General features: G+C 66.2%; 20 protein-coding genes. 13 read left to right on the top strand and 7 right to left on the bottom strand.

Annotated features, from left to right (window positions below; all coding sequences use genetic code 11):
* Nucleotide 1: 1 nt before the first annotated feature.
* The 3 genes from GUV69_RS14350 to GUV69_RS14340 all read left to right on the top strand — a co-directional run bounded on the left by GUV69_RS14350 (nucleotide 2) and on the right by GUV69_RS14340 (nucleotide 3460).
* On the top strand, nucleotides 2-1774 hold the full coding sequence (locus tag GUV69_RS14350) for an acetyl/propionyl/methylcrotonyl-CoA carboxylase subunit alpha (RefSeq protein WP_164203551.1): 1773 nt from the start codon (nucleotides 2-4) through the stop codon (nucleotides 1772-1774).
* 109 nt (nucleotides 1775-1883) lie between these two features.
* Nucleotides 1884-2618 carry an HD domain-containing protein gene (locus GUV69_RS14345; RefSeq protein WP_164203548.1) on the top strand — a complete coding sequence of 245 codons (735 nt, stop codon included), beginning with the start codon at nucleotides 1884-1886 and terminating at the stop codon, nucleotides 2616-2618.
* A 47-nt stretch (nucleotides 2619-2665) separates the two neighbouring features.
* Nucleotides 2666-3460, top strand: a complete 795-nt coding sequence (locus tag GUV69_RS14340; RefSeq protein WP_164203545.1) for an IclR family transcriptional regulator — start codon at nucleotides 2666-2668, stop codon at nucleotides 3458-3460.
* A 66-nt stretch (nucleotides 3461-3526) separates the two neighbouring features.
* Here the strand turns inward: GUV69_RS14340 and GUV69_RS14335 are convergent, their stop codons facing one another.
* From GUV69_RS14335 to GUV69_RS14320, 4 genes are all read right to left on the bottom strand, one after another.
* Nucleotides 3527-4933 (bottom strand): MFS transporter, encoded by a 1407-nt coding sequence (locus GUV69_RS14335; protein WP_164203543.1) that lies wholly within the window; start codon nucleotides 4931-4933, stop codon nucleotides 3527-3529.
* A gap of 79 nt (nucleotides 4934-5012) precedes the next feature.
* Complete coding sequence (locus GUV69_RS14330; protein WP_244292730.1) at nucleotides 5013-6296, bottom strand: MFS transporter; 1284 nt, start codon at nucleotides 6294-6296, stop codon at nucleotides 5013-5015.
* Between the two features lie 47 nt (nucleotides 6297-6343).
* Complete coding sequence (locus tag GUV69_RS14325) at nucleotides 6344-7270, bottom strand: MBL fold metallo-hydrolase (RefSeq protein ID WP_164203540.1); 927 nt, start codon at nucleotides 7268-7270, stop codon at nucleotides 6344-6346.
* Nucleotides 7271-7297: 27 nt separating this feature from the next.
* Nucleotides 7298-8677 (bottom strand): aldehyde dehydrogenase family protein, encoded by a 1380-nt coding sequence (locus GUV69_RS14320; protein ID WP_164203537.1) that lies wholly within the window; start codon nucleotides 8675-8677, stop codon nucleotides 7298-7300.
* A gap of 159 nt (nucleotides 8678-8836) precedes the next feature.
* On the opposite strand from GUV69_RS14320, the gene GUV69_RS14315 reads away from it, so the two are divergent.
* From GUV69_RS14315 to GUV69_RS14300, 4 genes are all read left to right on the top strand, one after another.
* Complete coding sequence (locus GUV69_RS14315; protein ID WP_164203534.1) at nucleotides 8837-9637, top strand: SDR family oxidoreductase; 801 nt, start codon at nucleotides 8837-8839, stop codon at nucleotides 9635-9637.
* 150 nt (nucleotides 9638-9787) lie between these two features.
* Entirely contained in the window at nucleotides 9788-10627 is an 840-nt protein-coding gene (locus GUV69_RS14310; protein ID WP_164203531.1) for an IclR family transcriptional regulator, read from the top strand.
* 155 nt (nucleotides 10628-10782) lie between these two features.
* Nucleotides 10783-11748 (top strand): PDR/VanB family oxidoreductase, encoded by a 966-nt coding sequence (locus GUV69_RS14305; protein ID WP_164203528.1) that lies wholly within the window; start codon nucleotides 10783-10785, stop codon nucleotides 11746-11748.
* A gap of 46 nt (nucleotides 11749-11794) precedes the next feature.
* Nucleotides 11795-12994, top strand: coding sequence for a cytochrome P450 (locus tag GUV69_RS14300; RefSeq protein WP_164203525.1), 1200 nt, complete (start codon nucleotides 11795-11797; stop codon nucleotides 12992-12994).
* Nucleotides 12995-13012: 18 nt separating this feature from the next.
* Here the strand turns inward: GUV69_RS14300 and GUV69_RS14295 are convergent, their stop codons facing one another.
* From GUV69_RS14295 to GUV69_RS14285, 3 genes are all read right to left on the bottom strand, one after another.
* Nucleotides 13013-14053: an NAD(P)-dependent alcohol dehydrogenase gene (locus GUV69_RS14295; protein WP_164203521.1), complete on the bottom strand. Its 1041-nt coding sequence runs from the start codon at nucleotides 14051-14053 to the stop codon at nucleotides 13013-13015.
* A 182-nt stretch (nucleotides 14054-14235) separates the two neighbouring features.
* On the bottom strand, nucleotides 14236-15126 hold the full coding sequence (locus GUV69_RS14290; RefSeq protein ID WP_164203518.1) for a helix-turn-helix transcriptional regulator: 891 nt from the start codon (nucleotides 15124-15126) through the stop codon (nucleotides 14236-14238).
* A gap of 104 nt (nucleotides 15127-15230) precedes the next feature.
* Complete coding sequence (locus tag GUV69_RS14285; RefSeq protein WP_164203515.1) at nucleotides 15231-16400, bottom strand: hypothetical protein; 1170 nt, start codon at nucleotides 16398-16400, stop codon at nucleotides 15231-15233.
* A 253-nt stretch (nucleotides 16401-16653) separates the two neighbouring features.
* Here GUV69_RS14285 and GUV69_RS14280 point away from each other — a divergent pair, with 253 nt between their 5' ends.
* From GUV69_RS14280 to GUV69_RS14255, 6 genes are all read left to right on the top strand, one after another.
* Nucleotides 16654-17931 (top strand): cytochrome P450, encoded by a 1278-nt coding sequence (locus GUV69_RS14280; protein ID WP_164203512.1) that lies wholly within the window; start codon nucleotides 16654-16656, stop codon nucleotides 17929-17931.
* Nucleotides 17932-17936: 5 nt separating this feature from the next.
* Nucleotides 17937-19016 (top strand): PEP/pyruvate-binding domain-containing protein, encoded by a 1080-nt coding sequence (locus GUV69_RS14275; protein ID WP_164203509.1) that lies wholly within the window; start codon nucleotides 17937-17939, stop codon nucleotides 19014-19016.
* Between the two features lie 71 nt (nucleotides 19017-19087).
* Entirely contained in the window at nucleotides 19088-20956 is a 1869-nt protein-coding gene (locus tag GUV69_RS14270; RefSeq protein WP_164203506.1) for a PEP-utilizing enzyme, read from the top strand.
* The gene (locus GUV69_RS14265) at nucleotides 20949-21746 is read left to right on the top strand and encodes an SDR family NAD(P)-dependent oxidoreductase (protein WP_244292729.1); all 798 of its coding nucleotides are present in this window, start codon (nucleotides 20949-20951) and stop codon (nucleotides 21744-21746) included. The genes GUV69_RS14270 and GUV69_RS14265 overlap by 8 nt, the downstream gene beginning before the upstream one ends.
* A 47-nt stretch (nucleotides 21747-21793) precedes the next feature.
* Nucleotides 21794-22114, top strand: a complete 321-nt coding sequence (locus GUV69_RS14260) for a 2Fe-2S iron-sulfur cluster-binding protein (RefSeq protein WP_164203502.1) — start codon at nucleotides 21794-21796, stop codon at nucleotides 22112-22114.
* Nucleotides 22115-22116: 2 nt separating this feature from the next.
* The gene (locus tag GUV69_RS14255) at nucleotides 22117-23430 is read left to right on the top strand and encodes an NAD(P)/FAD-dependent oxidoreductase (protein WP_164203500.1); all 1314 of its coding nucleotides are present in this window, start codon (nucleotides 22117-22119) and stop codon (nucleotides 23428-23430) included.
* The last annotated feature ends 23 nt before the right edge of the window (nucleotides 23431-23453 follow it).

The raw sequence follows: 23453 nt of genomic DNA, 5'->3' as shown, positions 1-23453 counted from the left end.
GATGCGCAAGGTCCTGATCGCCAACCGCGGAGAAATCGCCGTCCGTATTGCCCGTGCCTGTGAGGACGCCGGGCTCGAATCCGTGGCGGTGTACGCGGACGTGGACGCCGATGCGATGCACGTCGGTGCCGCCACCGAGGCGTACAGCCTGGGCGGCAACGCGCCGTCGGACACGTACCTTAATATCCCCAACCTGCTGCGGGTCGCCGCGGAGTCCGGTGCGGATGCGGTGCACCCGGGCTACGGTTTCCTGTCCGAGAACGCTGAGTTCGCCGAGGCCGTGCGTGGCGCCGGCCTGACGTGGATTGGCCCCGCGCCCGAGGCCATCCGGCAGCTGGGCAACAAGATCACAGCGCGCGAGATCGCCGTGCGTGCCGGTGCCCCGCTGGTTGCGGGCAGCGACGGCCCGGTGGAATCGGCTGCCGAAGCGCGCGCCTTCGCGGAAGAGCACGGCCTGCCCATCGCCATCAAGGCAGCTTTCGGCGGCGGAGGGCGCGGCCTGAAGGTGGTCCGCGAGCTGGACCAGATCGAGGAGGCCTTCGACTCCGCGGTCCGCGAGGCAGTGGTGGCCTTCGGCCGCGGCGAATGCTTTGTGGAGCGGTACCTTGACCGGCCCCGGCATGTGGAGGCGCAGGTCCTGGCGGACCAACACGGCAACGTGGTGGTGGTGGGAACGCGCGACTGCTCGCTGCAGCGCCGGCACCAGAAGCTGGTGGAGGAGGCGCCCGCGCCGTTCCTCACGGATGAGCAGACCCGGCAGATTTACGACGCCGCCAAGGCAGTGTGCCGCGAAGCCTCCTATTCAGGGGCCGGGACGGTGGAATTCCTGGTGGCCGCCGACGGCACGGTCGCGTTCCTCGAGGTGAACACCCGCCTGCAGGTGGAGCACCCCATCACGGAGGAGACCACCGGCGTGGACCTGGTCCAGGAGCAGTTCCGGATCGCCGCGGGTGAGCCGCTTCGTCTGACATCCGATCCAGCGCCGCGCGGCCACTCGTTCGAGTTCCGGCTCAACGCCGAGGACGTGGGCCGGGGCTTCCTGCCCTCGCCCGGAACTGTGGCCACGTTCAGCGGGCCCACGGGTCCGGGCATCCGCCTGGACTCCGGCGTCCGGGCCGGGTCGGTTGTGGCGCCGCAGTTCGATTCCCTGCTGGCCAAGCTGATCGTCACCGGCGCGGACCGCCAGCAGGCGCTTCGCCGGGCCCGACGCGCCCTCGCCGAGATGGAGATCAGCGGCGTGGCCACCGTTTTGCCGTTCCACCGCGCGGTGGTGGAGGCGCCGGACTTTACCTCCGAAACCGCTTTGGGGATCCATACGCGCTGGATCGAGACCGATTTTGCCGGGGCCCTCGCGGACCCTGAGTTCAGCACGGCCGTTCCGGACGGTGAGCGGCGCACCATTACCGTTGACGTCGATGGCCGGCGCCTCGCCGTCGGGCTTCCCGCTGCGCTGTTGGACGGCTGGGCGCGTTCCGGCGGTCCTGTTCCGGCGGGGATTTCCCTGGCAGGGGATTCCTCGAACGGGGAGCACGACGGCGGCGCTGCGGCAGGTGCCGCCGATCCGGGTGAGTTGCGGGCGGACATGGCCGGAACCGTTGTGAAGTGGCTGGTGGAACCGGGCGCCGAGGTATCTGCCGGGGACCCCATCGTGGTGCTTGAGGCGATGAAAATGGAGACCCAGGTTGCCGCGCACCGCGACGGGACGGTCACTGACATGCGGGCGGAGGCCGGCGGGGTTGTCTTTGTCGGCGCGGTGCTGGCGCTGATTCAGTAGGTTTTTAGAAGCGAAAGGTCCGGCCTCGCCGGATGCCTGGACCGGTTCGGCTTCCGCTGAGCGGGAGTGTCCGGTTGCCGCCGCGCCCTCGGCAGCACAAGGTTGAGGGATGACGAAGTTGCAGGCGGCAGCGAACCGCTACGGACAGGACGTCTCGGCCGGCATCGAGGCGGAACCTGACGGCGTGATCGGCTTGGATCCGGACCTCGCGGCCATCTGGGAACTCGCTGCCCCCTTGCTTCGGGTGCGCGACAACGACGCCCACACGCTCTACGCCTTCGGCCTGGCCAGCGCATTGCTGGAAGCGCACCCGGAAGCGGATGCCGCCGTCGTGCTTCCTGCGATCATGCTCCATGACATCGGCTGGTCCCAGGTGCCGCCCGCGGAGGTCCTGCAGGCGATCGCGCCGGGCGGCGGCAGGCCTGACCTGGTCCTGCTGCATGAAAAGGAGGGCGCCCGGCTGGCCGCCGGGATCCTCGCCGAGCGCGGCTATGACGAAGCAAAAATCCCCGCAATCCTGGAGATTATTGATGGCCATGATTCCCGCCGCGAGGCCCTTTCCATCGAGGACGCGATCGTCAAGGATGCGGACAAGACCTGGCGGCTCAGCCCGCACGGCATCAATACGGTGATGGACTGGTTCGGGCTGGACCGCGGGCAGGCGCTGCGTCTGTGCAGCCAGCGCGTCCATGGCCACCTCTTTACCGATGAGGCGCAGGCCATGGCGCGGGCGCTGTCCGCGCTCGAATCGGTGACGCTGTGGCCGCAGCGCCAGCGGCTGCTTCAGGGCGCCGGGGATGCCGCCGCAGATCCGGCCGGGGGCGACGGCGGGACTGCCGTCTAGACTCGAAGCCGGGCGCTGACACGCGGACCCGGAAAGAGGAGGTCACGATGGCCGGCGGCAGCCGCGAACCGGGACGGACCGTCACGTCCAAGGTGCTGGCCATCCTGGAAGCGTTTGAGACGTCCCGCGGTGCCCTGAGCCTGACGGACATCGCCGAAAGGTCCGGACTGCCGCTCAGCACTGCGCACCGCCTGGTGAACGAACTGACGGACTGGGGATTCCTTTCGCGCGAGCCCAACGGCCGCTACCAGCTGGGCATCCGGCTGTGGGAGCTCGCGCAGAACACCGGACGCCAGCTGCGGGACGCGGCCCGGCCGTACGTCCAGGACCTGTTCTCCCTGACCGGTGAGACCGCGCACCTCGCCATTCGGGCCGGGCACGAAGTCCTCTACATTGACCGGGTTTACGGCTCCAAACGCGTCCCCCGCGCCTCCCGCGTGGGAGGACGGCTGCCCATGCACGCCACCGCCGTCGGGAAGGTCATTCTCGCGTTCGAGGACGACTGGGTCCGCGACGCCTACCTCAACCGGGACCTGGAGCGGCCCACGGCGCACACCCACATCGACCCGCGGCGGTTCGCCGACGAGCTGGCCCGGATCCGGGAGCAGGGGTACGCCACAACCATGGAGGAAATGCGGCTGGGCTCGTGCTCCATCGCCGTCCCGGTGTTCCACACGGGCAGGATCGGCGCAGCTCTCGGGCTGGTGCTGCCGACGTCGCACGCTTCGACCCTGACACGGCACCTCCCCGTCCTCAAAGGGATCTCAGCCCAGATTGAGCGGGCCACCGCCCGCATCCCGCTGGAGACGCTGATCGGCGTGCACCGCGAGGGCAAGGCCTGACACACGCCTCAACAGGGACGGCCCCCGGACTTGATGTCCGGGGGCCGTCCCTGTTTGATTGATTGGCTAGACAGCAAGGCTGGAAGCAGCCGGGCTGGCCACGGCCGGACCATGGACCGCAGGTGCATCCAGGCCTAGCCGACGGCGGTCACGCTGCTGGTTGACGAACAGCAGGGCCAGGACGCCGAACGTCAGCAACAGACCGCCGGCCAGGGCGAACGCCGCACGGTAGCCGTCTCCCGGGGTGGCTGCGCCACCGATCAGGAACCCGGAGACTGCCGGGGCGAAGACGCCGCCCGTGGTGAGGACCGCGTTCGCGATGGAGAGGTTGGCGCCGCGCTGGGCGATGGTGGTCAGCTCAGCCACCACCAGGTACGTGATGGCAAAGAGAGCCGGGGCCGTTCCGAAGCCGAAGACCATCAGGGCGATGGACAGGACCGGGGACGCGGTCATGGTTGCGGCCACCAGGCACGCGCCGGCGAAGGTTCCGGCGCCGCCGAGTACCCAGCCGCGGGCCTTCCTGGTGGGAACACCCTTCAGGTGCAGGCGCTGCGTCAGGGCACTGAGGCCCACCGTGGCAATGGTGCCCCAGGCGGCCGGGAGGGCGATCATGGCGCCGGACTGCTGCCCGCTGAAGCCCAGGACATTCTGGAAATATGCCGGCCCCCATGACATGGCGAGCGTAAAGGTCCAGTAACCGAAGAAGGATGCCAGGACTGCGAAGATCCAGCTGGGGGACAGGATGGTGCGCCAGTAGCGGATCTTGGTTTCGGCCACCACGGGAGACTCTGCCGGTGCGACGCCGTCGATTTCCTGTTCAGCCTTCCGGCTGGTGTACGGGCCTTCCTTGCCCACGATGACCCAGAAGACGGACCAGATCAGGCCCACAATGGCCAGCAGGGCAAACGCAGTCTGCCAGCCGAACTGTCCGATAACCCAGGCCAGGACCGGGGCGAACGCCACGATGCCCAGCGTCACGCCGGACGATGCCAGTGCCGCCGGCGTGGCGCCCTTCTTCTCCGGGAACCATTTGTAGATGCCATGCATCAGCACCGGAGCCAGCGGGCCTTCGCCGGCACCCAGGAGCAGGCGGCTTGCCCAGAGCGCGGGCAGCGATGCGAACAGCAGAATGGGAACCTGCGCCACGGACCACAGCAGGCACAGAACCAGCAGGATCCATTTGCTGGAGACCTTATTGGCGATGGGGGCGGCGACGATCTGGGCCACGCCGAAGGTCAGGAACATGGCGCTGCCAACGAGACCGAACTGCTCAGGCGTGATGCCCAGCTGCTTCATCAGAGGCACTGCCGCGATGCCCAGGACGGCTTTGTCCGCCCAGCTGAGCATCATCAGGAAAAGGAGGCTGAACGTCATGAACCAGCCGTAGCGGTTGCGCTTGGCCCGGGACCAGGTCCGGGGATCACGGGAGGTCGCGGCGCCCGGCGTCACACCGGAAAGGGGAGTTTCAGACACAGTTGGCCCAATCGTTGAAGGGGAGCTTTTGCCGTTATTTCAGCGGCGTTTCCTTGACTTTAGGCTCGTGTGACCGGCCTTACATTGAAGCTTTCCGTTGGGCGGAAAGCCGCTTTTCTGCGCGTCGCGCCGCGGCCGGATTCACGCCGCGGGCCCGTCCCAGGAATGCCAGCAGGACCATCCCTACGGCGCTCAGTCCGCACGTCAGCCACCACGTGGTGCCCCAGCCGCCGGTGCTGGTGGCGAGCAGGGCGAACATCATGGGCCCCAGAAAGTTTCCCACGTTGAAGATCTGCTGCGTCAGCCCGAGCACGGCAGTGACAGAGCCGTCCGAAGGTGCGATGCGCACCGAGTAGCTGGTCACCGCGGCGGGGATGAGGCCTCCGACGGCGGAAAAGAGGGCAATGAGGACAACCTGGACTATCAGGCCGTTCCCGAAGCGGCCCCAGTCGACGGCAAATGTCGCCACCGAGGCGGCGGACATCGACGCGAAGGTCCAAAAGATAATCTTCCGCTCAGAGAGTCCGCGCTGGATCAGCGGACCGGCACTGAGGGCGCCGATCGCATTCACGCCGCCCACCACCGCGCTGAGGATGCCCGGCCAGGGGCCGTCGAGTCCTGCTGAGCGGTATATCGACGGCAGGAACCCCAGTACCGCCATCCACTGCGCGGTGTAGCAGGCGAACACCATGCCGATGATCCAGGGCGGACGCGTGGCCACGGTCCGGCCAACCCGCAGCAGCGCGGGCCGGAGGCCGGTTTCGGCAGGCGCTTGATCCGTCGGGACACTGCGGAGAAGCAGCGGCACCGGGAGCAGTGTCAGGAATGCCATCACCAGCCACCATTCCCGCCAGCCGGCAACCTGCAGGAACAACGCACCTGCGGACAGGCCGATCAGCGTGGCAGCTCCCTGGAACGTTGCCCAGCTCGCCAGTGCGATATTCAACCGCTGCGGCGGGGCCACCTTGCGGATGAGGGCAGGGGCCACCACCACGGCCAGCAGGAATCCGACGCCTTCCAGCGTGCGTGCGGCCATCAGCAGTCCGGTGCCGGGTGCGGTTGCGCCCAGGGCGGAGGCAGCGGCCAGGAGGACGAGCCCGGAAACAAGGAGCCTGCGCAGGCCGGCCATCTCCCCGCCCACGGCCGTGGCCAGCCCGCCCACCACGCTCGCAAGCTGGATGATGCCCAGCAGCAGCCCGGCCTGGACCAGTGAAGTCCCAAGATCCGCCTGGATGCCCGCCAGTGCGGCAGGCAGCTTCCAGATGTGCATGGCCGCTGCGATGCCTGCGGCGAGGACGGCAAGCCAGGCCCCGTCCGTCGCTTTGGCGTCAGTGACTGGTGAGGTGTGCGACGGCAGTGCCAAAAGGTGTCCTAGCTGGAGGGTGACAGGTTCCCGGGATCAGGCTCCTCTTAGGCGGGGGCCAGGACGGGGCTGCCGATGCGGAACCGCTGGCCGCTGACGGCTACGTCCACGGGGCCATCAAAGGTAGAGGCGGCCTGGCTGCGCCACCACTGCGGCTCGGCGCGGCCGGCAAGGTGTGACAGGACCAGCCGGCCCACGCCGGCGGCCGCTGCCACCCGGCCGGCCCCGTCCGGTGCGGTGTGGGCGATCCGCTGGTGGTTCAGGAACTCCGGCGCGAAGCCCTTGTCCGCATAGAAGCCCAGATTGACGGCTTCATGCACCAGGACGTCCGCACCGTTGGCGAGCACAACCATGGCGTCGCATTCGGCCGTATCGCCGGAGAACACCACGGAGCCGGCGTCGGTCTCGAAGCGGAAAGCCAAAGCGGGCCGGACGGGCGGGTGCTCCACCAGGATGCCGGTGACCTTGACCCTGTCATCTTCGTACACGTCAAAGGGGCGGGCCGCCTCCGCGGACCCGTGCGCGGGCGTGGCCAGATCCACGGTACGCACCAGGGAGGCAAGGTCCGGGCGGGCCTCGTCATGCACCCGGATATCGATGTCGTAGGAGAAGGCCTGAAGGGAATGCGACACAAGCCCGCCGGTGCCGGACAGTCCGCTGCCGCCGGCGCGGGTGGCATCTTTGCCCGGACCAACAATGGAGACGGGCCCGGTGAAGCCTTCCACCGGGTTCCCCCAGTTCCACAGCAGGAACCCGGGCAGTTCCACAACGTGGTCCGAGTGCAGGTGGGTGACAAAACCAGCTACGAAGTCCTTGCCCCGCAGCCCGGCTTCATGGGCTGCGCGGGAGCAGCCCAGGCCGAAGTCCACCATGTAGAAGGCGTCGCCTACAACCAGTGCGCTGGAGATGCCGTTTTCCGGTCCGCGGATGGCCGGGCCGGCGGCGGTGCCAAGAGTAATCAGTTCGACGCTCACAGGAAGTCCTTCTGCAGAAGTGCGGGGTCAGGCGTGGGGGCGGGCATTGATGACGCGGGTTTCCAGGTATTCCTCGAGTCCCCAGCGGCCGCGTTCACGGCCTACGCCGGAGGCCTTCCAGCCGCCGAACGGCGCGTCCGGTTCCACCAGGGTGTGCTGGTTGACCCAGACGGTTCCGGCCTCGAGGCGTGAGGCGGTGGCGTAGGCCCGGTCTTGGTCCGGGCTCCAGACAGAAGCGCCGAGGCCGAATTCGCCGGCGTTCAACCCGGCAATGGTCTCGTCGAGGTTGTCGTAGGCCACGATGGGCAGTGCCGCGCCGAACTGTTCCTGTTCCACCAGGTCCATGCCGGGCTCGGCGTCTATCACCACAGTGGGGGAGAGGAAGTAGCCGGGCAGGTCGCAGCCGGCCGTGCCGCCGGAGAGGATGCGGGCACCGGCGCCCACGGCGGAATCAACCAGGCCGTGGACCAGTTTGAGCTGGGACTCGTTGTGCATCGGGCCCATGGTGGTGCCATCGGCGATCCCGTGGCCCAGAACATGGCGGGCGGCCTCGGCGGCGATGGCTTCAGCCAGTTCCGCGCTGCGGCTGCGCGGGACGTACACACGCTTGACCGCCATGCAGACCTGGCCGGCGTTGCGGAAGGCGCTGCCCACAATGCCGCGGGCGGTGACGGCGATGTCGGCGTCGTCCAGGACGATGGCAGGATCGTTTCCGCCGAGTTCCATGGTGACGCGCTTGACCGTTGAGGCAGCCTGCTGGGCGATGGAGATGCCCACGTCCGTGGAGCCGGTGAAGGAGATCTTGCGGATGCCGGGCGAGGTGCTCAGGGCAACGTTCACTGTCCGCCGTGAACTGGTGCGGGCCTGCAGGACGCCTGCCGGGAGGACCTCGTTGAGCAGGTTGACCAGGGCGATGGTGGACAGGGGTGTGGACCGCGAGGGCTTGGCGATCACGGTGCAGCCGGCCACCAGGGCAGGAGCGAGTTTTACGCAGAGCAGGGAAATGGGGAAGTTCCACGGCGTGATGGTGCCGACCAGGCCGACGGGCCGGTACTGGACTTCCAGCGTCCTGTCGGCCCGCGGTGCGAGTGACTCCGCTTCGTCCCAGCCGAGGTCCGCGTAGTAGTCGAAAAGATTTGCGGCTACGGAGAATTCACCGGCGGCCTCGGCCTTGGGCTTGCCCTGTTCCCGGGAGAGCAGGGTGGACAGGGCATCCAGGTCGCGGCGGATCAGGGCGGCACCTGCGCGCAGGGCGCTGCGGCGCGCCTCCCGGTCGGCGGCCCAGCCGGCCGAGGCGTTCCGGGCGGCAGTGACCGCGAGCTCAACATCCTGAGCGGTGTTTTCGGGAGCGTATCCAATGAGCTCGAGGGTGGCCGGGTCATGGACCTCATACTGGGCTGCCGTCATGGTTTGTCCTTTCGGCCGGGAGGGAATTCTTATCCCAGTGTCATGGCACCGGTCACAATCCATGGGCGGGCTTTCCATCCAACGGAAAGTCAACCGCGAGCACCGCCGCCCGCTTGCCACTATGGAGTGAAGCACGTCACGCACTAACGAGGAGTCTGCATGTCCCACGAGCAACTGCCCATCGTACTCACCGGGGTTTCCTCCGGCATCGGGGCCCGGACGGCCCGGATCCTCGCCGGCCGCGGAGTCCCCTTGATCGGCATCGACCGTAACGCGCCCACGGATTTTTCCGGCACGTTCGTCCAGGCAGACCTTTCCAGCCAGGCCGGCATCGATGCTGCCGCGGCCGCCGTGGCAGCCGCAGCGCCGAGCGGCATCGCCGGCCTGGCGAACATCGCCGGGGTCCCCGGCACCGCACCGTGGCGGACTGTGCTGGCCGTCAACGTCTTCGGCGTCCGCGGACTGGTCCGCGCGCTTGCACCCCTGCTCGGCGAGGGCTCCGCCGTGGTGAACCTCGCTTCCAGCGTCGCCGTGAACTGGCGGGAAGTGAAGGCGAAGTGTTCCGCTTTCGCACTCGCTGACGATCAGGCCGCTGCGCTGGATTCGGTTGCGGACGATCACGAGGTCACCGCCGAGTCCTACCTCTTCTCCAAGCAGTGCGTCCGCGTCCTCACCGAGCACCTGTCCGCTGAACTGCTGCCGCAGCGGATCCGCGTCAACAGCGTCAGCCCGGGACCCGTGGCCACGCCCATCCTTGAAGACTTCAAAAAAGACCACGGCCGCGACAAGGTGGAGGGCGCCGGTGCCCTGCTGGGCCGCTTCGGCGATCCGGACGATATTGCGCCCGTCATCGACTTCCTGCTCCGCCCCGAATCGGGCTGGGTGAACGGCTCGGATATCCGCGTGGACGGCGGCCTGGGGGCCTACCGCGGATCCGGGCTCACGTCTGTGCCCGGCTGAGCGCCGCCATCCCGCGGAGGATGAACTGAAGTACGACGCCGGTGCCTCACCTCCCGCGCTAGGGGGCACCGGCGTCGGGCCTTAAAATGGCAGGATGCGGTGCCGCGCCAACGGCGGCTCCGCGCCGTCTAGCGCTCAGAAGGGTACCTCATGGCAAACGCTGCCCCGGCAGGCCGGACTGCCCGCCGACCGGGTACGGCTGCCGCGCCCAAGCGTCCGGCCGACGAGGGCGGTGCTGCCACCCACCACGCGGCCAGTGTCACCTCGCGCGCCCTGGCCCTGCTCGGCACCTTCGATACCGAGCACTCCGTCCAGAGCCTCAGCTCCATGGCCCGGCGTGCAGGGCTGCCGGTGGCCACCGCCCACCGCCTTGCCGGTGATCTGGTGGCCTGGGGCGGCCTGGAAAAGCTGAACGGCGAATACCGGGTAGGCCAGCGGATCTGGCGGCTTGGCCTGCTGGCGCCCGCGCAGCAGAACATTGCCGAGGTGGCGGCTCCGTTTATGCAGGACGTCCTTTTTGTCACCCACAACGTGGTGAATCTGTTCATCCTGGATGGGGAGGAAGTCCTGCTGGTGGAGCGGATGTCCGGCACCGGCGCGGGCCAGCCTTTCCGGCGCGTGGGCGCGCGCCTGCCGCTGCACGCAAGTGCCGCAGGCAAAATCATGCTTGCCTACGGTGCCAAGGACCTGTTTTCCTCCGCTGTCCAGCGGCTCGAGCCGCATACGCCCAGGACAATCACGCACCCCGGCCTGCTGGCCGCCGAGATCGAGCGGGTCCGGGCCAATGGGTACGCCACCACCGAGGAGGAGGCCGGGCCGGACAACTACGGACTGGCCGTCCCGGTGTTCCTGCCCAACAAACAGGTGGTGGCTGCGCTGGGCATCGTCACCCGGGGTCGCCCGGCCCCGGTGGGCAGTGTGGTGCCCGTGCTCAACATCGCCTCCCGGGGAATCGCGCGACGGCTGGGTGTGGAGCATCTTCCGCAGTAGGCAAAGGCTCCGATTACCTCCAATCTTTCCGTTGGATGGAAAGGCGCACCCTGCCTGTGGTGTGGAACACCTAACCTCAAGTAAGCCCTATAGCGGCCGGATCTCCGGCCGAAGCCTGCCTGGCAGGCCAGCCGTTCCACAGGAAGTGAAGACCCATGAGTGCATCTGCAGGAGCCACCATCGACGCAGTGGTCGATCAGGTGGACATTGTGGCGGACCAGGTGGTGTCCCTGGTGCTGCGCCGGGCCGACGGCCGGCAGTTCCAGCCTTGGCAGCCGGGCGCACACATTGACGTCCATGTGGGCGACGGGCTGGTGCGCCAGTACTCGCTCTGTTCATCGCCCGAGGAACTGGACCACGTCCGGATCGGTGTGCTGCAGGTGCCCGATTCCCGCGGCGGGTCAAAGGCAGTGCACGCGCTGCTGGCCGGAACGCCGCTGACCATCTCCGAACCCCGCAACAACTTCCCCATGCGTGAATCGCGGCGCTACCTGTTCATCGCAGGTGGCATCGGCATTACTCCGCTGATTCCGATGCTTGAGGCGGCCGAGGCCGCCGGCAAGGAATGGACGCTCATTTACGGTGGCCGAAGCCGGAACACCATGGCCTTCGCGCAGCAGCTGGAGGACAGATACGGACCGGACCGCATCCGCATCATTGCCGAGGATGAAGTTGGCCGGCTGGACCTGGACCAGATCCTGGGCATGCCGCGGGCGCACATGCTGGTGTACGCGTGCGGCCCGGGCGGGCTGCTCGGCGCCGTGGAGGAACGCTGCATGGGCTGGCCGCCAGGCGCCCTGCACACAGAGCGTTTCGTGGCCTCCACACTGGGCGCCGCCGCCGCCAACGCACCGTTTGAGGTGGAGCTGGCCCGGACCGGAACCACCGTGACCGTACCGAATGACAAAACCATCCTCGAAGCGGTGGAGGAGGTGGGCGTGCGCGTCCTGTCCTCCTGCCGCGGCGGTCTGTGCGGGACCTGCGAAACCCAGATCATCTCGGGTGAGCCGGAGCACCGCGACGCCGTGTTGTCCGAAGAGGACCGTGAAGCCGGCGAAGTCATGCTGGTGTGCGTTTCCCGCGCAGCTGCCGGTTGCCCGCGCCTTGTCCTGGACCTCTAGCCACTTTCCCTGACCCGCCAAGTTTTCCTCACCAGGAGTGTTTCCCATGACCGTTACCACCCATGAAGCCAACGTATTGGGCGAGGACCCGTTCGAGACGGCGAACCTCTTGGACCCGTACCCGTTCCTGGGGCGGCTCCGCGATGCCGGCGCAGTCTCCTACCTGGAAAGCACCGGCAGTTACGCCGTGGCCGGCTACCAGGAGGTCTATGAGGTCCTGACGGACTTCGAAACCTACATCTCCTCCGGTGGCCTGGGCCCGCGGGACATCCGCAAGGACTCGGGCTGGCGCCCGCCCAGCATCCTGGAATCGGATCCGCCCATCCACACCGTGATGCGCCGGGCGCTGACCGGCGTGATCAATCCCAGCACAGTCCGCGCCCTCCGCGAGCCATTCACGCCGCCCGCCGTGGAGCTGACGGAGCAGCTGGCGCAGCGCAAGACGTTCGACGCCATCACGGACCTCGCCGAAAAGTACCCCCTGCGTGTCTTCCCGGACGCGGTGGGGATTCCCGACGTCGGCCGTGAGCACTTGCTGCCCTACGGCAACATGGTTTTCAACGCGTTCGGCCCGGAAAACTACATCTTCAAGCAGGCTTTCGCCCAAGGCGATGAGCACGCTGCCGCGGTGATGCGGAACTGCCAGCGCGAAAACCTTGACGACGTCGGCTTTGGCGCCCAGATCTGGAAGCGCGTGGAGGACGGCCTGATCACCGAGCAGCAGGCCACGCTGCTCGTGAGGGCCCTGCTGTCCGCGGGGGTGGACACCACCATCTTCGGCATCGGGAACACGCTGTCGGTGCTGGCTCGGTACCCGGAGGCCTGGGCCCAGCTGCGGGAGAACCCGAAGATGGCGAAGTTCGCCGTGGATGAGGCGCTGCGCCTCGAGTCACCGTTCCAGAAATTCCATCGGACCGTGGCCGTGGACACCGTTCTGGGCGGGGTGCACCTGCCCGCCGGGGCCAAGGTCCTGGTGTTCCTCGGGGCCGCGAACCGTGACCCGCGCAAGTGGGGAGAGAACGCCGATGAGTTCGATCTCAACCGCAATGCGTCGGGCCACGTCGCGTTCGGCATGGGCCTGCACCAGTGCGTGGGGCAGCCCATCGCCCGGCTCGAAATGGAAATCGTGCTGCAGCAGTTGCTCCAGCGGGTAGCCACCATCGAACCGGACGGCGCGCCGGTGCCGATCCTGCACAACGTGCTCCGCGGGTTCGAGTCCCTGCCGGTGCGGATCACGGCCGCTTAGGGGTTTGGCCCCGTTGCTTTAGAGCGTGGCGGTATCGATGACGAAGCGGTAGCGGACGTCAGACGCGAGGACGCGCTCGTAGGCTTCGTTGATCTTGCTTGCCGGGATGACCTCGATCTCGGCGCCCAGGTTGTGCTCGGCGCAGAAGTCGAGCATTTCCTGGGTTTCGCGGATGCCGCCGATCATGGAGCCGGCGAAGGACCGGCGGCCGCCGATCAGTGCGAACGCGTTCACAGGCAGCGGTTCGGCCGGGGCACCGACGTTCACCAGGGCGCCGTCGAGGGACAGCAGCTGCAGGTAGGAGCTGATGTCGATCGATGCGCTGACGGTGTTGATGATCAGGTCGAAGCTGCCGGCCAGGTCCGTGAAAGTGGTCTCGTCGCTGGTGGCGTAGTAGTGGTCCGCGCCCAGCTTGAGGCCGTCTTCCTGCTTTTTCAGTGATTGCGACAGCACCGTGACATCAGCGCCCATGGCGTGCGCGATCTTGACCGCCATATGGCCGAGTCCGCCGAGGCCGACGACGGCGACCTTCTTGCCGGGACCTGCGCCCCAGTGCCGCAAGGGGGAGTACGTGGTGATCCCTGCGCACAAAAGGGGAGCGGCGACGTCGAGCTCTATGCCTTCGGGGATGGTAACCACGAAGTCGTCAGTGACCACCACGTGGGTGGAGTAGCCGCCCTGGGTGATGGTGCCGTCGCGGTCAACGGCGCCGTAGGTGCCGGTGTTTCCGGCGAGGCAGTACTGCTCCTCACCCTTCTTGCAGTTGACGCAGTCGCCGCAGGAATTGACCATGCAGCCGACGCCGACGCGGTCGCCGACGGAGTGCTTGGTGACGGCGGTGCCCACCTCGGTGACGATGCCGGCGATCTCGTGGCCCGGAGTCAGCGGGTACTGCTGGGGTCCCCAGTCGCCGCGGACGGTGTGGATGTCCGAATGGCAGATGCCTGCGTACTTGATCTCAATCAGCACATCGTGGGGGCCGACGTCGCGGCGTTCGATGGTGGTGGGGATGAGGTCCCCGTCGGCGGACGGGGCGGCGTAGGCGTTAGCGATAAGCAATATTTCTCCTGTGTGAGAGGGCAGACAGCGTTTGGGTGGCGCTGCCGGGTTTCTGGACTTTGCGGCGGGTGGCGCCACGCGGGCACTATTCCATCAAAGCGCATTGCGCAGATCTGAGGGAGACTCTGCCCTGAGGGGTACTGGCAGGGTCCCCCTGGATTGTGCCGTGCGCTCTTGGCCTTTTACAGGTTCCGGGCAGGTGTCTGTGAGGCCTGCACGATGTTTTCCGTCGCGGCCCAGGAGGCCAGCAGATTGAGGGCTTCTTCTGCGGCGCTGCCGGGTACGGCGGGATAGACAGTCAGGGTGTGGCCGGGATCTTCGTCCAGTTCCAGGACCTGGTAGTCCAGTTCAAGGAGCCCCACCACGGGGTGCTGGAACAGCTTGGTCCCGGAGTAGTGGCGCCTGACGTTGTGCGCTGCCCAGCGGGTGCGGAAGTCGTCGCTGCGCATGGAAAGTTCACCCACAAGCTCGGCAATGCCTTTGTCGTGCGGATTGCGGCCGGCTTCACGGCGGAGGATGGCCACGTTGGCGCTGGCCGCGCTGTTCCAGTCGGTATAGAAGTTGTGCGAACGCGGATCGAGGAAGATGAACCGCGAGTGGTTTGCCGGGCGGGCGGTACCGCGGTACATGTCCGAGTAGAGGGCGTAGCCCAGGGTGTTGGCGGCGACGATGTCCAGCCGGTTGTTTCCGATGAACGCCGGCGCGCCGGTGATGGCGTCCAGCAGATGCTGCAGCACGGGGCGCACGCCCTTCGACGCGGAGCGGGCGGGACGCCTCGTGCGGCCTGAGGTGGTGGCGGCGCGCGCCAAGTCGTACAGGTGATCGTGTTCCGCACGGTCCAGTTCGAGGGCACCCGCAATCGCATCCAGGACGCTGTCCGAGACGCCGGCAAGGTTTCCCCGCTCCAGGCGGGTGTAGTACTCGACGCTCACACCCGCCAGGCGGGCCACTTCTTCGCGCCGCAGTCCAGGTACACGGCGCCGGCCGCCATAGGGTTCGATGCCTGCCTGCTCCGGGGTAATTCGCGCGCGGCGTGAGGACAGGAACTGCCGTACCTCTGCTCGGTTATCCATGGGACTACGCTACGGGGAATCCGGGACGCGGTGGGAGGCCCTGCTGGGGCACGCCTTGGCAGAGGGGCTCACCGCCGCGTCGAAGATGCTTGGCCGGTTGCGGGTTACGACTCTGATAGGACGGTTTTCGGCTCAGCCGCAGCAGCGGCGAGGAGTTCCCAGCGCAAACGAACCTCCTCAGGGGAACACCACGGTGCTTTAACACCGTACCGCTGTATCAAATCAGCCCGGACGAGGGCAATGGCTCTTTCCTTCGTGAACTTATTGTTCAGGGCAATCTTTTGCCCTTGCGTAAAGTGTTCCAAAAGCTCCTGGCCGCCGGCCATTGCCGCGCAAAGTTGTGCGGAGGATGGTAATTGTTCCTTTTTGATATTCAGGGCTCGATTTCTCCTCTCGTCCCGCTTTTCGCCCCTCCCAGGTTGCCAAGGAGGTCGCAGTCGCTGTTGCACCGTGAGCAAACCACTGGCAATAGCGAGATCCATCATTCCTTTCGCATCGAAAGGCTCCTCATCCAATCTCTGGAGGAGTTGATAGACGGAGATCTTGTCCCGCAAATGACACGAAACCAGCTCATCAATGCGCTTGAGCCCTCTCCAGAGCTGTTCGCCGCCGGGTGCATCGGAGTCCGTTGTTCCTGCTGGAAGGATGTTTGCCAGCGTGTAGGTGATCGCCTTCTCCCGTCCCATTCCGCCGTGGCGCGTGATCTCGGCTCCAACAGTCAAGCCGACTCCGATTGAAATAGCGGCCGTCCCCCAGGGCCCTGGCCACTCGTTCTGTCCGTCGAACCACCCGACAAAATCGCCTAGACCTGTCAGCAGAACCCAAGTCCACAGCGTCATGACAACTCCATAGACAATGGAGAGTGCACGGTCGTGCTGCACGACGAAGAGTCCCAAGAAGGGGTTGCCTGTTCCGCGCTCCTGGAACATGCCCCGAGAGGTTTCACCCGCATACGAAGGCGTGAATCCCAGTAGTCGCTCCAGGTGCTTTATGCGATGCGCTGCACGATCATGTATTTGTGAATTCCTGATCTCGTACACAACGATCGCCAGCGATATGAGTACTCCCGCAGCGCCGACAACAAGCGTCGCCCCCTCGTCGAATATTTTTTGTTGTTTGTCCAAAGAGATAACTCCTACGGCCACGGTTGTCACCGTTGGTACGAATGTCAGCAGCTTGAACCTGATATCCACAAGAGTCTTGAAAAGATCTGTAGTAGCCGCATGGTCTTTCAGCATCACCTCACGGTCTCCGTACACTGCTGGTTCAGCCATCAGCGACTGTCCTCATTTCTTCCAATACTTGTCCAACAGCCATGTGCGAGTCTCACCTTGAAATTTTGTGGGAGCAGTCAGCCACATTATGAGAGTCGCCTGTTACTCCAGCGTTATCCAACTCGCAGCCTTGCATCTCGCTTCCGCTCAGTGGAAGCCGATGGTATCCCGGGCCGGTGATGTGGACCACACTGGTGCCTTAAGAAGCCCCGCCGCCCCAACGGGTGCCGCCACCAAGACACCAGGAGTCCAGATGTCATCGTCGACAGACACGGCCGGCCGCTGTCCCTTCGGATACGGCGCCGAAGCCCCCGCCGGGCACCACGGCTACGAGCCCTTCCAGATGAAGGATCCCTTCACCGCCTACGCCGAGCTCCGGGCCGAGCAGCCCGTGATGTTCGATGAGCGCATGGGCCTCTACGTTGTCTCCCGCTACGACGACATCAAAGCAGTCTTCGAGGACTGGGAAACCTTCTCCAGTGAAAACGCCCAGGCGCCCGTCCGCGAACGCGGCCCCGCGGCGAAGAAGATCATGGAAGAGGGCGGCTTCACGGCCTACTCCGGCCTTTCTGCCAGGCGGCCGCCGGAGCACACCCGCATCCGGGCCGTCGTCCAGAAGGCCTTCACGCCCCGCCGGTACAAGGCACTGGAGCCTTTCATCAGGGAAAACGTCGTCACACTGCTCGAAAAGATGCTCTCCCGCGAAGAGCGGCGCGGCGACCTGGTCAAGGACCTCGCCTACGACGTCCCCACCATCACCATCCTCACGCTGATCGGCGCGGACGTCTCCCAGGTGGACACCTTCAAGCGCTGGTCAGATTCCCGCGCCGCCATGACCTGGGGCGACCTGAGCGATGAGGAACAGATCCCGCACGCCCACAACCTGGTGGAGTACTGGCAGGAATGCCAGCGCCTCGTCGCAGAAGCCAAAGAGAAGGGCGGCGATAACCTCACCGGAGACCTCGTCAAAGCCCAGCAGGAAGGTGCTGAGATCTCGGACCACGAGATCGCCTCCGTCCTCTACAGCCTGCTCTTCGCCGGCCACGAGACCACCACCACGCTGATCTCCAACGCCCTGCGCGAGCTGCTGGCACGTCCCGAGCAGTGGCAGCAGCTCGTCGAGGAACCCAAGAAAATCCCCGCCGCCATTGATGAGGTCCTCCGCTACGCCGGCTCCATCGTCGGCTGGCGCCGCAAGGCCCTCAAGGACACCGAGGTGGGCGGTGTGGCCATCGAGGAAGGCTCACAGCTGCTGCTCCTGATGGGCTCCGCCAACCGCGACGAAAGCAAGTTCGAAGCCGGCGAGGACTTCGACATCTCCCGCCCCAACGCCCGCGAGCACCTCTCCTTCGGGTTCGGCATCCACTACTGCCTGGGCAACATGCTCGCCAAGCTCCAGGCAAAAATCGCGCTCGAGGAAGTGGCCCGGCTCGCCCCGGAGCTGCAGCTTGAGGATCCGGACGGCATCGCGTTCCGCGAAAACCTCTCCTTCCGTGTCCCCGAGACCGTTCCTGTCAGCTGGAAGGCCTAACCACCATGCAAAGCAATGAATACATCCAGTTCTTCGACGGCGGCATCGAACCCAAGCTCGAAAACCTTGGCGGCAAGGGAGCATCCCTGGTCACCATGACCTCCGCCGGCATGCCCGTCCCGCCCGGCTTTGTGGTCACCACCGCGCAGTTCGATACGTTTATGGACGAAGCCGGCATCACACGCCACATCCACGAATTGCTCGCGGGCCTCGATCCCGAGGACATGAACCAGGTGGATAAGGTCTCTGCCGCGATCCGCGAGGACATCTGCTCCCGCCCGGTCCCGCAGGCTATGCGGGAACTGACCGTGGGCGCCTACGAATCCCTCATGAACCGGTTCGATGCCCCTGTCCCGGTGGCCGTCCGCTCCAGTGCCACGGCGGAGGACCTGCCGGACGCCTCCTTCGCCGGCCAACAGGACACCTACCTCTGGCTCGAGGGCGTCAAGGCAGTCACCGAGCACATCCGCCAGTGCTGGGCCTCGCTGTTCACGTCCCGGGCCATCATCTACCGGCTCAAAAACAACATCCCCAACGAAGGCCTGTCCATGGCCGTCGTGGTCCAGAAGATGGTCAACGCACGCGTCTCCGGCGTCGCCATCACCATGGATCCCACCAACGGGGACCGCTCCAAGATCACCATCGATTCCTCCTACGGGGTAGGTGAGATGGTGGTCTCGGGCCAGGTCACCCCGGACAACATCGTCCTGGACAAGGTCACGCTCGCCGTCGTCACAGACCACCTCGGCGACAAGCACGCCGAACTCGTGCCGGACGCCGGCGCCAAGCGCCTGGTGGAACGGGAGGTCGACGACGAACGCCGCGGCCGCCGCAGCCTCACCGACGCGGAACTCACCGCCGTCGCGCAGATGGCAAAGCGCGCCGAAAAGCACTACAAGTGCCCGCAGGACATCGAATGGGCCCTCGACGCGGACCTGCCCGACGGCGAAAACCTGCTGCTGCTGCAGTCCCGCCCCGAAACCGTGCACTCCTCCAAGCCGGCCCCGCAGACCGCCCCGCAGCCGGTCGTCACCGGCGGCTACTTCAGCGGATTCAGCACCCCAACGCTGAAACCCTCCGCCTAAACCGTGTCAGCGCAAGAACACCAGCAAGGCCCCACCAAGGCTCACCGCTGAGCCCTCCTGAAAGGACCGCCATGTCCCTGAAGTCCTTCCCCAAACCCTCCGAGCTTCCGGTCCCCGCCGGCGCCGAGGGCTGGGAAAAGATCTACCCCTACTACCTAGTCTTCCAGGACAAGCTCAAGGAGCAGGAAGACGCCAAGTTCTGGTTCTGCGACAGCCAGCACTGGCCCACCGTGTACAAGCCGTTCGAAACCATTGGCGGCGAATTCGCGGTCAAGTGCCTGGGCCAGTACAACGCCCGCCACCTGATGATCCCCAACGCCAACGGCATCGAGTTCCGCGTCCACCTGGGCTACCTCTACATGTCACCCATTCCGGTGCCGGAGGACCAGATCGCGGCACGTGTTCCCCTGTTCGAACAGCGCGTGGGCCACTACTTCCAGAACTGGGACCAGCTCCTCAAGGACTGGCACGTCAAGGTCAAGGGCACCATCGCCGAGATGGAAACCATCTCCTTCCCGAAGCTCCCGGACATGGTCCCCATGGAGGACATCACGTCCGGCAAGGGCAAGGACGGCTCCGAGAAGCTGCTGGAAAGCTATGACCGCCTCATCCAGCTTGCCTACCAGAACTGGCAGTACCACTTCGAGTTCCTGAACCTGGGCTACATCGCGTACCTGGACTTCTTCAACTTCTGCAAGCAGGTCTTTCCCAACGTCCCTGACCAGTCCATCGCCACCATGGTGCAGGGCGTGGATATGGAACTTTTCCGCCCGGATGACGAGCTCAAGGGCCTCGCCAAGCTCGCCGTGGAGCTGGGGCTGCAGTCCCACTTCGGGAACACGGACGACGTCGATGCCACCCTGGGTGCCATCGCCGCGGCTCCCGGCGGCGAACAGTGGATGACACAGTACGAGGGTGCCAAGGATCCGTGGTTCAACTTCACCGTGGGTAACGGCTTCTATGGGCACGACAAGTACTGGAACGAGCACCAGGAAATCCCGCTGGGCTACATCGCGGACTACATCCGCCGCGTGGACGAGGGCCAGGAAATCATGCGCCCCGTCGCTGCCCTGATCGCCGAGCGCGACCGCATCATCGAGGAATACCGCGACTTGCTCGAAGGCGACAACCAGGCCATCTTCGACGCAAAGCGCGGCCTGGCCGCCACCGCCTACCCGTACGTGGAGAACCACAACTTCTACATCGAGCACTGGACCATGGGCGTCTTCTGGCGCAAGGTCCGTGAGCTCTCCCGCATGATGCAAGCAGAGGGCTTCTGGACCGAACCGGATGACCTGCTTTACCTGGGCCGCAACGAGGTCCGGGACGCCCTCTTTGACCTGGTGACCGGTTGGGGCGTGGGCGCCAAGCCCATCGGTCCCGACTACTGGCCGGAGGAGATCGAACGCCGCCGCGGCATCGTGGACGCGCTGAAGACCGCCCGCCCGGCCCCGGCCCTGAACACGCCGCCGGAGTCCATCACCGAACCTTTCACCCGGATGCTGTGGGGAATCACCACCGAGCAGGTCCAGCAGTGGCTCGGTGCCGGCGAGGAAGTGGAAGGCGGCGGACTGCGCGGCATGGCCGCCTCACCCGGCGTGGTGGAAGGCCTGGCCCGGGTCATCACTGACGCCGATCAGCTCTCCGAAATCCAGCAGGGTGAAATCCTGGTGGCCACGGTGACGGCACCGTCCTGGGGCCCGATCTTCGGCAAGATCAAGGCCACCGTCACGGACATCGGCGGCATGATGAGCCACGCCGCCATCGTCTGCCGGGAATACGGCCTGCCCGCCGTCACCGGCACGGGCTCGGCGTCCACCACCATCAAAACCGGCCAGCGGCTGCGCGTTGACGGAACCAAGGGCACCGTACAAATCCTCGACGCCGAAGACGAACTGCTGGTGACCGGTCCGGGCGCCCACAGCCACAGCCATGTCTGAGCTGAACATGCCTAAGACGGAATATACGACTGAAGGCATGGATGCGGCGAACAGCCGCACCGTCCTCATTACCGGTGCCGCCGGCGGGCTGGGCCGGGCGTTCGCGCTTGGCTTCGCCGGCCGCGGCTACCGCGTGGCGGTAGCGGACATCAACCTCGAAGGTGCCGAGCAGACCGCCAAACTGGTCCGTGAGCTCGGCGCCGAAGCCGCCGCTTTCGCCGCGGACGTCACCAGCGTGGACTCCACCGAGGACCTCGCAAAAAAGTGCGCAGACTTCGGAAACGGAAGCATCGACGTCGTCCTTAACAACGCCGCCGTGTACGCGACGGTCACCCGCACGCCGTTCGAGGACATCGACCCGGACGAATGGGACCTGGTGATGAACGTAAACCTCAAAGGCCCCTGGCTGGTCACCCGCGCCGCGAGTCCCTACCTGCCGGAGGGCGGGCGGGTCATCAACCTCTCCAGCGCCACCATCTTCAGCGGCTCGGAGCAGTGGCTGCACTACGTCGCCTCCAAGGGCGGCGTGGTGGCCCTGACCCGGGTCATGGCCAAGGAACTGGGCCGGCGGGGGATCACGGTCAACGCGATCGCCCCCGGCTTCACCCTCACGGAGGCCAGCTACGGGCTGATGGAAAACGCCGAGAACTACGGCGTGGACCGCGGTGCCATCAAGCGGGCCAGCCAGCCTGAGGACATCGTGGGGGCCGCGCTGTTCCTCGCCGGACCGGACAGTTCGTACTACACCGGACAGACCATGGTGGTGGACGGCGGCCGGCAGTTCATCTGATGGCCCGTCCCTTCACCAGCAACCAACTTCAACCCCAAGGAGGACCAATGCCAACGGTTCACTTCACTGATGCAGAAGGCGCCGTCCGCGACGTCGAGGGCAACGTGGGCGACTCGGTCATGGAAACCGCGGTACGCAACGGCGTTCCCGGAATCGTGGCCGAGTGCGGCGGCTCGCTGTCCTGCGCCACCTGCCACGTCTTTGTCCGCGAGGACTGCGTGTCGCAGCTCCCGCCCATGGAGGACATGGAGGACGAAATGCTCTACGGCACCGCGGTGGACCGTGAGGACAACTCACGGCTGTCCTGCCAGCTGCGCCTGACCGATGAGATCGAACTGTTTGTCACTACCCCGGAAACCCAGGTGTAGCGATGAGCACGCAAGCAGCGGCGCAGCCAGCCAGTGCCACAACCGTGCCCACCCGGACCGGGCTCCTCATCATCGGCGCGAGCCAGTCCGGTGTCCAGCTGGCGGTGTCCCTCCGGGCGCTCGGCTTCGATGAGCACATCACGCTCCTCGGAGACGAGGACCACCGGCCGTACCAGCGGCCGGCGCTGTCCAAGGAGTTCCTACAGGGCACGGTGGAGAGCGAATCGCTGATCTTCCGCTCCAACGAGTACTGGGCCGAGCACAACGTGGACCTGGTCAAGGGCGAATACATCGTCCGGATCGACAAGGAAGCGGACGGTTCCGGGGTGGCGCACGCGTCCTCCGGCCGGGAGTTCCCCTTCAAGCGGCTGGCCCTCACCGTAGGTGCCCGCGCCCGGAAGCTGGAGATCGACGGCGGCGACCTCGACGGCGTGCTCTACCTGCGCAACGCCGACGATGCCCTGGCGCTCAAGGCCCGGGTGGGGGACGCCACCGATGTGGTGGTGATCGGCGGCGGCTTCATCGGCCTCGAAGCCGCGTCCAGCCTGCAGAAAATGGGCAAGAACGTCACCGTGCTTGAATTCGGGCCGCGGCTGGTGGGCCGGGCCGTGGGGGAGGAGACCGCCGAGTACTTCCTGCAGGCGCACCGCTCCCGCGGGTTGGACATCCGGCTCAACACGAGTGCGGCGCGGTTTACCGCTGATGCCGCCGCAGGTGAAAAACAGGCGCACGTCGCCGCCGTCGAGCTTCAGGACGGAACGGTGCTGCCCGCGCAGATCGTGCTGATCGGCATCGGCGTCATCCCCAATACCCAACTGGCCGAACAGCTTGGCCTGGCCGTGGACAACGGCGTGGTGGTGGACCGCTTTGCCCTGGCGTCCGACGGCACCACCGTTGCGGTGGGCGACGTTGCCAACATGCCCAACCCTGTCCCCGGCTCGGAGCCGGGGGAGCGGATCCGGCTGGAAAGCGTCAACAACGCCATCGAGCATGCCAAGGTGGCCGCCTACTCGCTGACGGGCCGGCGCGAGGAGTACGCCGGCATCCCCTGGTTCTGGTCCAACCAGGCCGACCTCAAACTCCAGATCGCCGGGCTCTGCAACGGCTACGACCAGACCGTCCTCCGCCGCGACGAGGAACGCGGGAAGTTCAGCGTCCTCTACTACCGTCACGGCCAGGTCATCGCGGCCGACTGCGTCAACGCCCCGCTGGATTTTATGGCCGTGAAGAACGCCCTGGCCAAGGGCCGGAACATCCCGGCCGACGCCGCGGCGGATCCCGCCACGCAACTCAAGACCATCACCACGGACAGCTAGCCGTACTGAGACAGTCGGCTGGC

This window comes from [Micrococcus luteus] ATCC 49442 (genome assembly GCF_010367585.1).
Classification (GTDB): Bacteria; Actinomycetota; Actinomycetes; order Actinomycetales; family Micrococcaceae; genus Arthrobacter; species Arthrobacter luteus_A.
The sequence above is the reverse complement of the archived record's forward strand: the minus strand, read 5'-3'. Positions and strand labels throughout refer to the sequence as shown.

What these genes read in the sequence shown, in the direction of transcription:
- GUV69_RS14260 (WP_164203502.1), top strand. Translation starts at nt 21,794, where the DNA reads ATGCCAACGGTTCACTTCACTGATGCAGAAGGCGCCGTCCGCGACGTC.
- GUV69_RS14345 (WP_164203548.1), top strand. Translation starts at nt 1,884, where the DNA reads ATGACGAAGTTGCAGGCGGCAGCGAACCGCTACGGACAGGACGTCTCG.
- GUV69_RS14265 (WP_244292729.1), top strand. Translation starts at nt 20,949, where the DNA reads ATGTCTGAGCTGAACATGCCTAAGACGGAATATACGACTGAAGGCATG.
- GUV69_RS14350 (WP_164203551.1), top strand. Translation starts at nt 2, where the DNA reads ATGCGCAAGGTCCTGATCGCCAACCGCGGAGAAATCGCCGTCCGTATT.
- GUV69_RS14285 (WP_164203515.1), bottom strand. Translation starts at nt 16,400, where the DNA reads ATGGCTGAACCAGCAGTGTACGGAGACCGTGAGGTGATGCTGAAAGAC.
- GUV69_RS14310 (WP_164203531.1), top strand. Translation starts at nt 9,788, where the DNA reads ATGGCAAACGCTGCCCCGGCAGGCCGGACTGCCCGCCGACCGGGTACG.
- GUV69_RS14300 (WP_164203525.1), top strand. Translation starts at nt 11,795, where the DNA reads ATGACCGTTACCACCCATGAAGCCAACGTATTGGGCGAGGACCCGTTC.
- GUV69_RS14340 (WP_164203545.1), top strand. Translation starts at nt 2,666, where the DNA reads ATGGCCGGCGGCAGCCGCGAACCGGGACGGACCGTCACGTCCAAGGTG.
- GUV69_RS14290 (WP_164203518.1), bottom strand. Translation starts at nt 15,126, where the DNA reads ATGGATAACCGAGCAGAGGTACGGCAGTTCCTGTCCTCACGCCGCGCG.
- GUV69_RS14315 (WP_164203534.1), top strand. Translation starts at nt 8,837, where the DNA reads ATGTCCCACGAGCAACTGCCCATCGTACTCACCGGGGTTTCCTCCGGC.
- GUV69_RS14270 (WP_164203506.1), top strand. Translation starts at nt 19,088, where the DNA reads ATGTCCCTGAAGTCCTTCCCCAAACCCTCCGAGCTTCCGGTCCCCGCC.
- GUV69_RS14280 (WP_164203512.1), top strand. Translation starts at nt 16,654, where the DNA reads ATGTCATCGTCGACAGACACGGCCGGCCGCTGTCCCTTCGGATACGGC.
- GUV69_RS14320 (WP_164203537.1), bottom strand. Translation starts at nt 8,677, where the DNA reads ATGACGGCAGCCCAGTATGAGGTCCATGACCCGGCCACCCTCGAGCTC.
- GUV69_RS14255 (WP_164203500.1), top strand. Translation starts at nt 22,117, where the DNA reads ATGAGCACGCAAGCAGCGGCGCAGCCAGCCAGTGCCACAACCGTGCCC.
- GUV69_RS14275 (WP_164203509.1), top strand. Translation starts at nt 17,937, where the DNA reads ATGCAAAGCAATGAATACATCCAGTTCTTCGACGGCGGCATCGAACCC.
- GUV69_RS14305 (WP_164203528.1), top strand. Translation starts at nt 10,783, where the DNA reads ATGAGTGCATCTGCAGGAGCCACCATCGACGCAGTGGTCGATCAGGTG.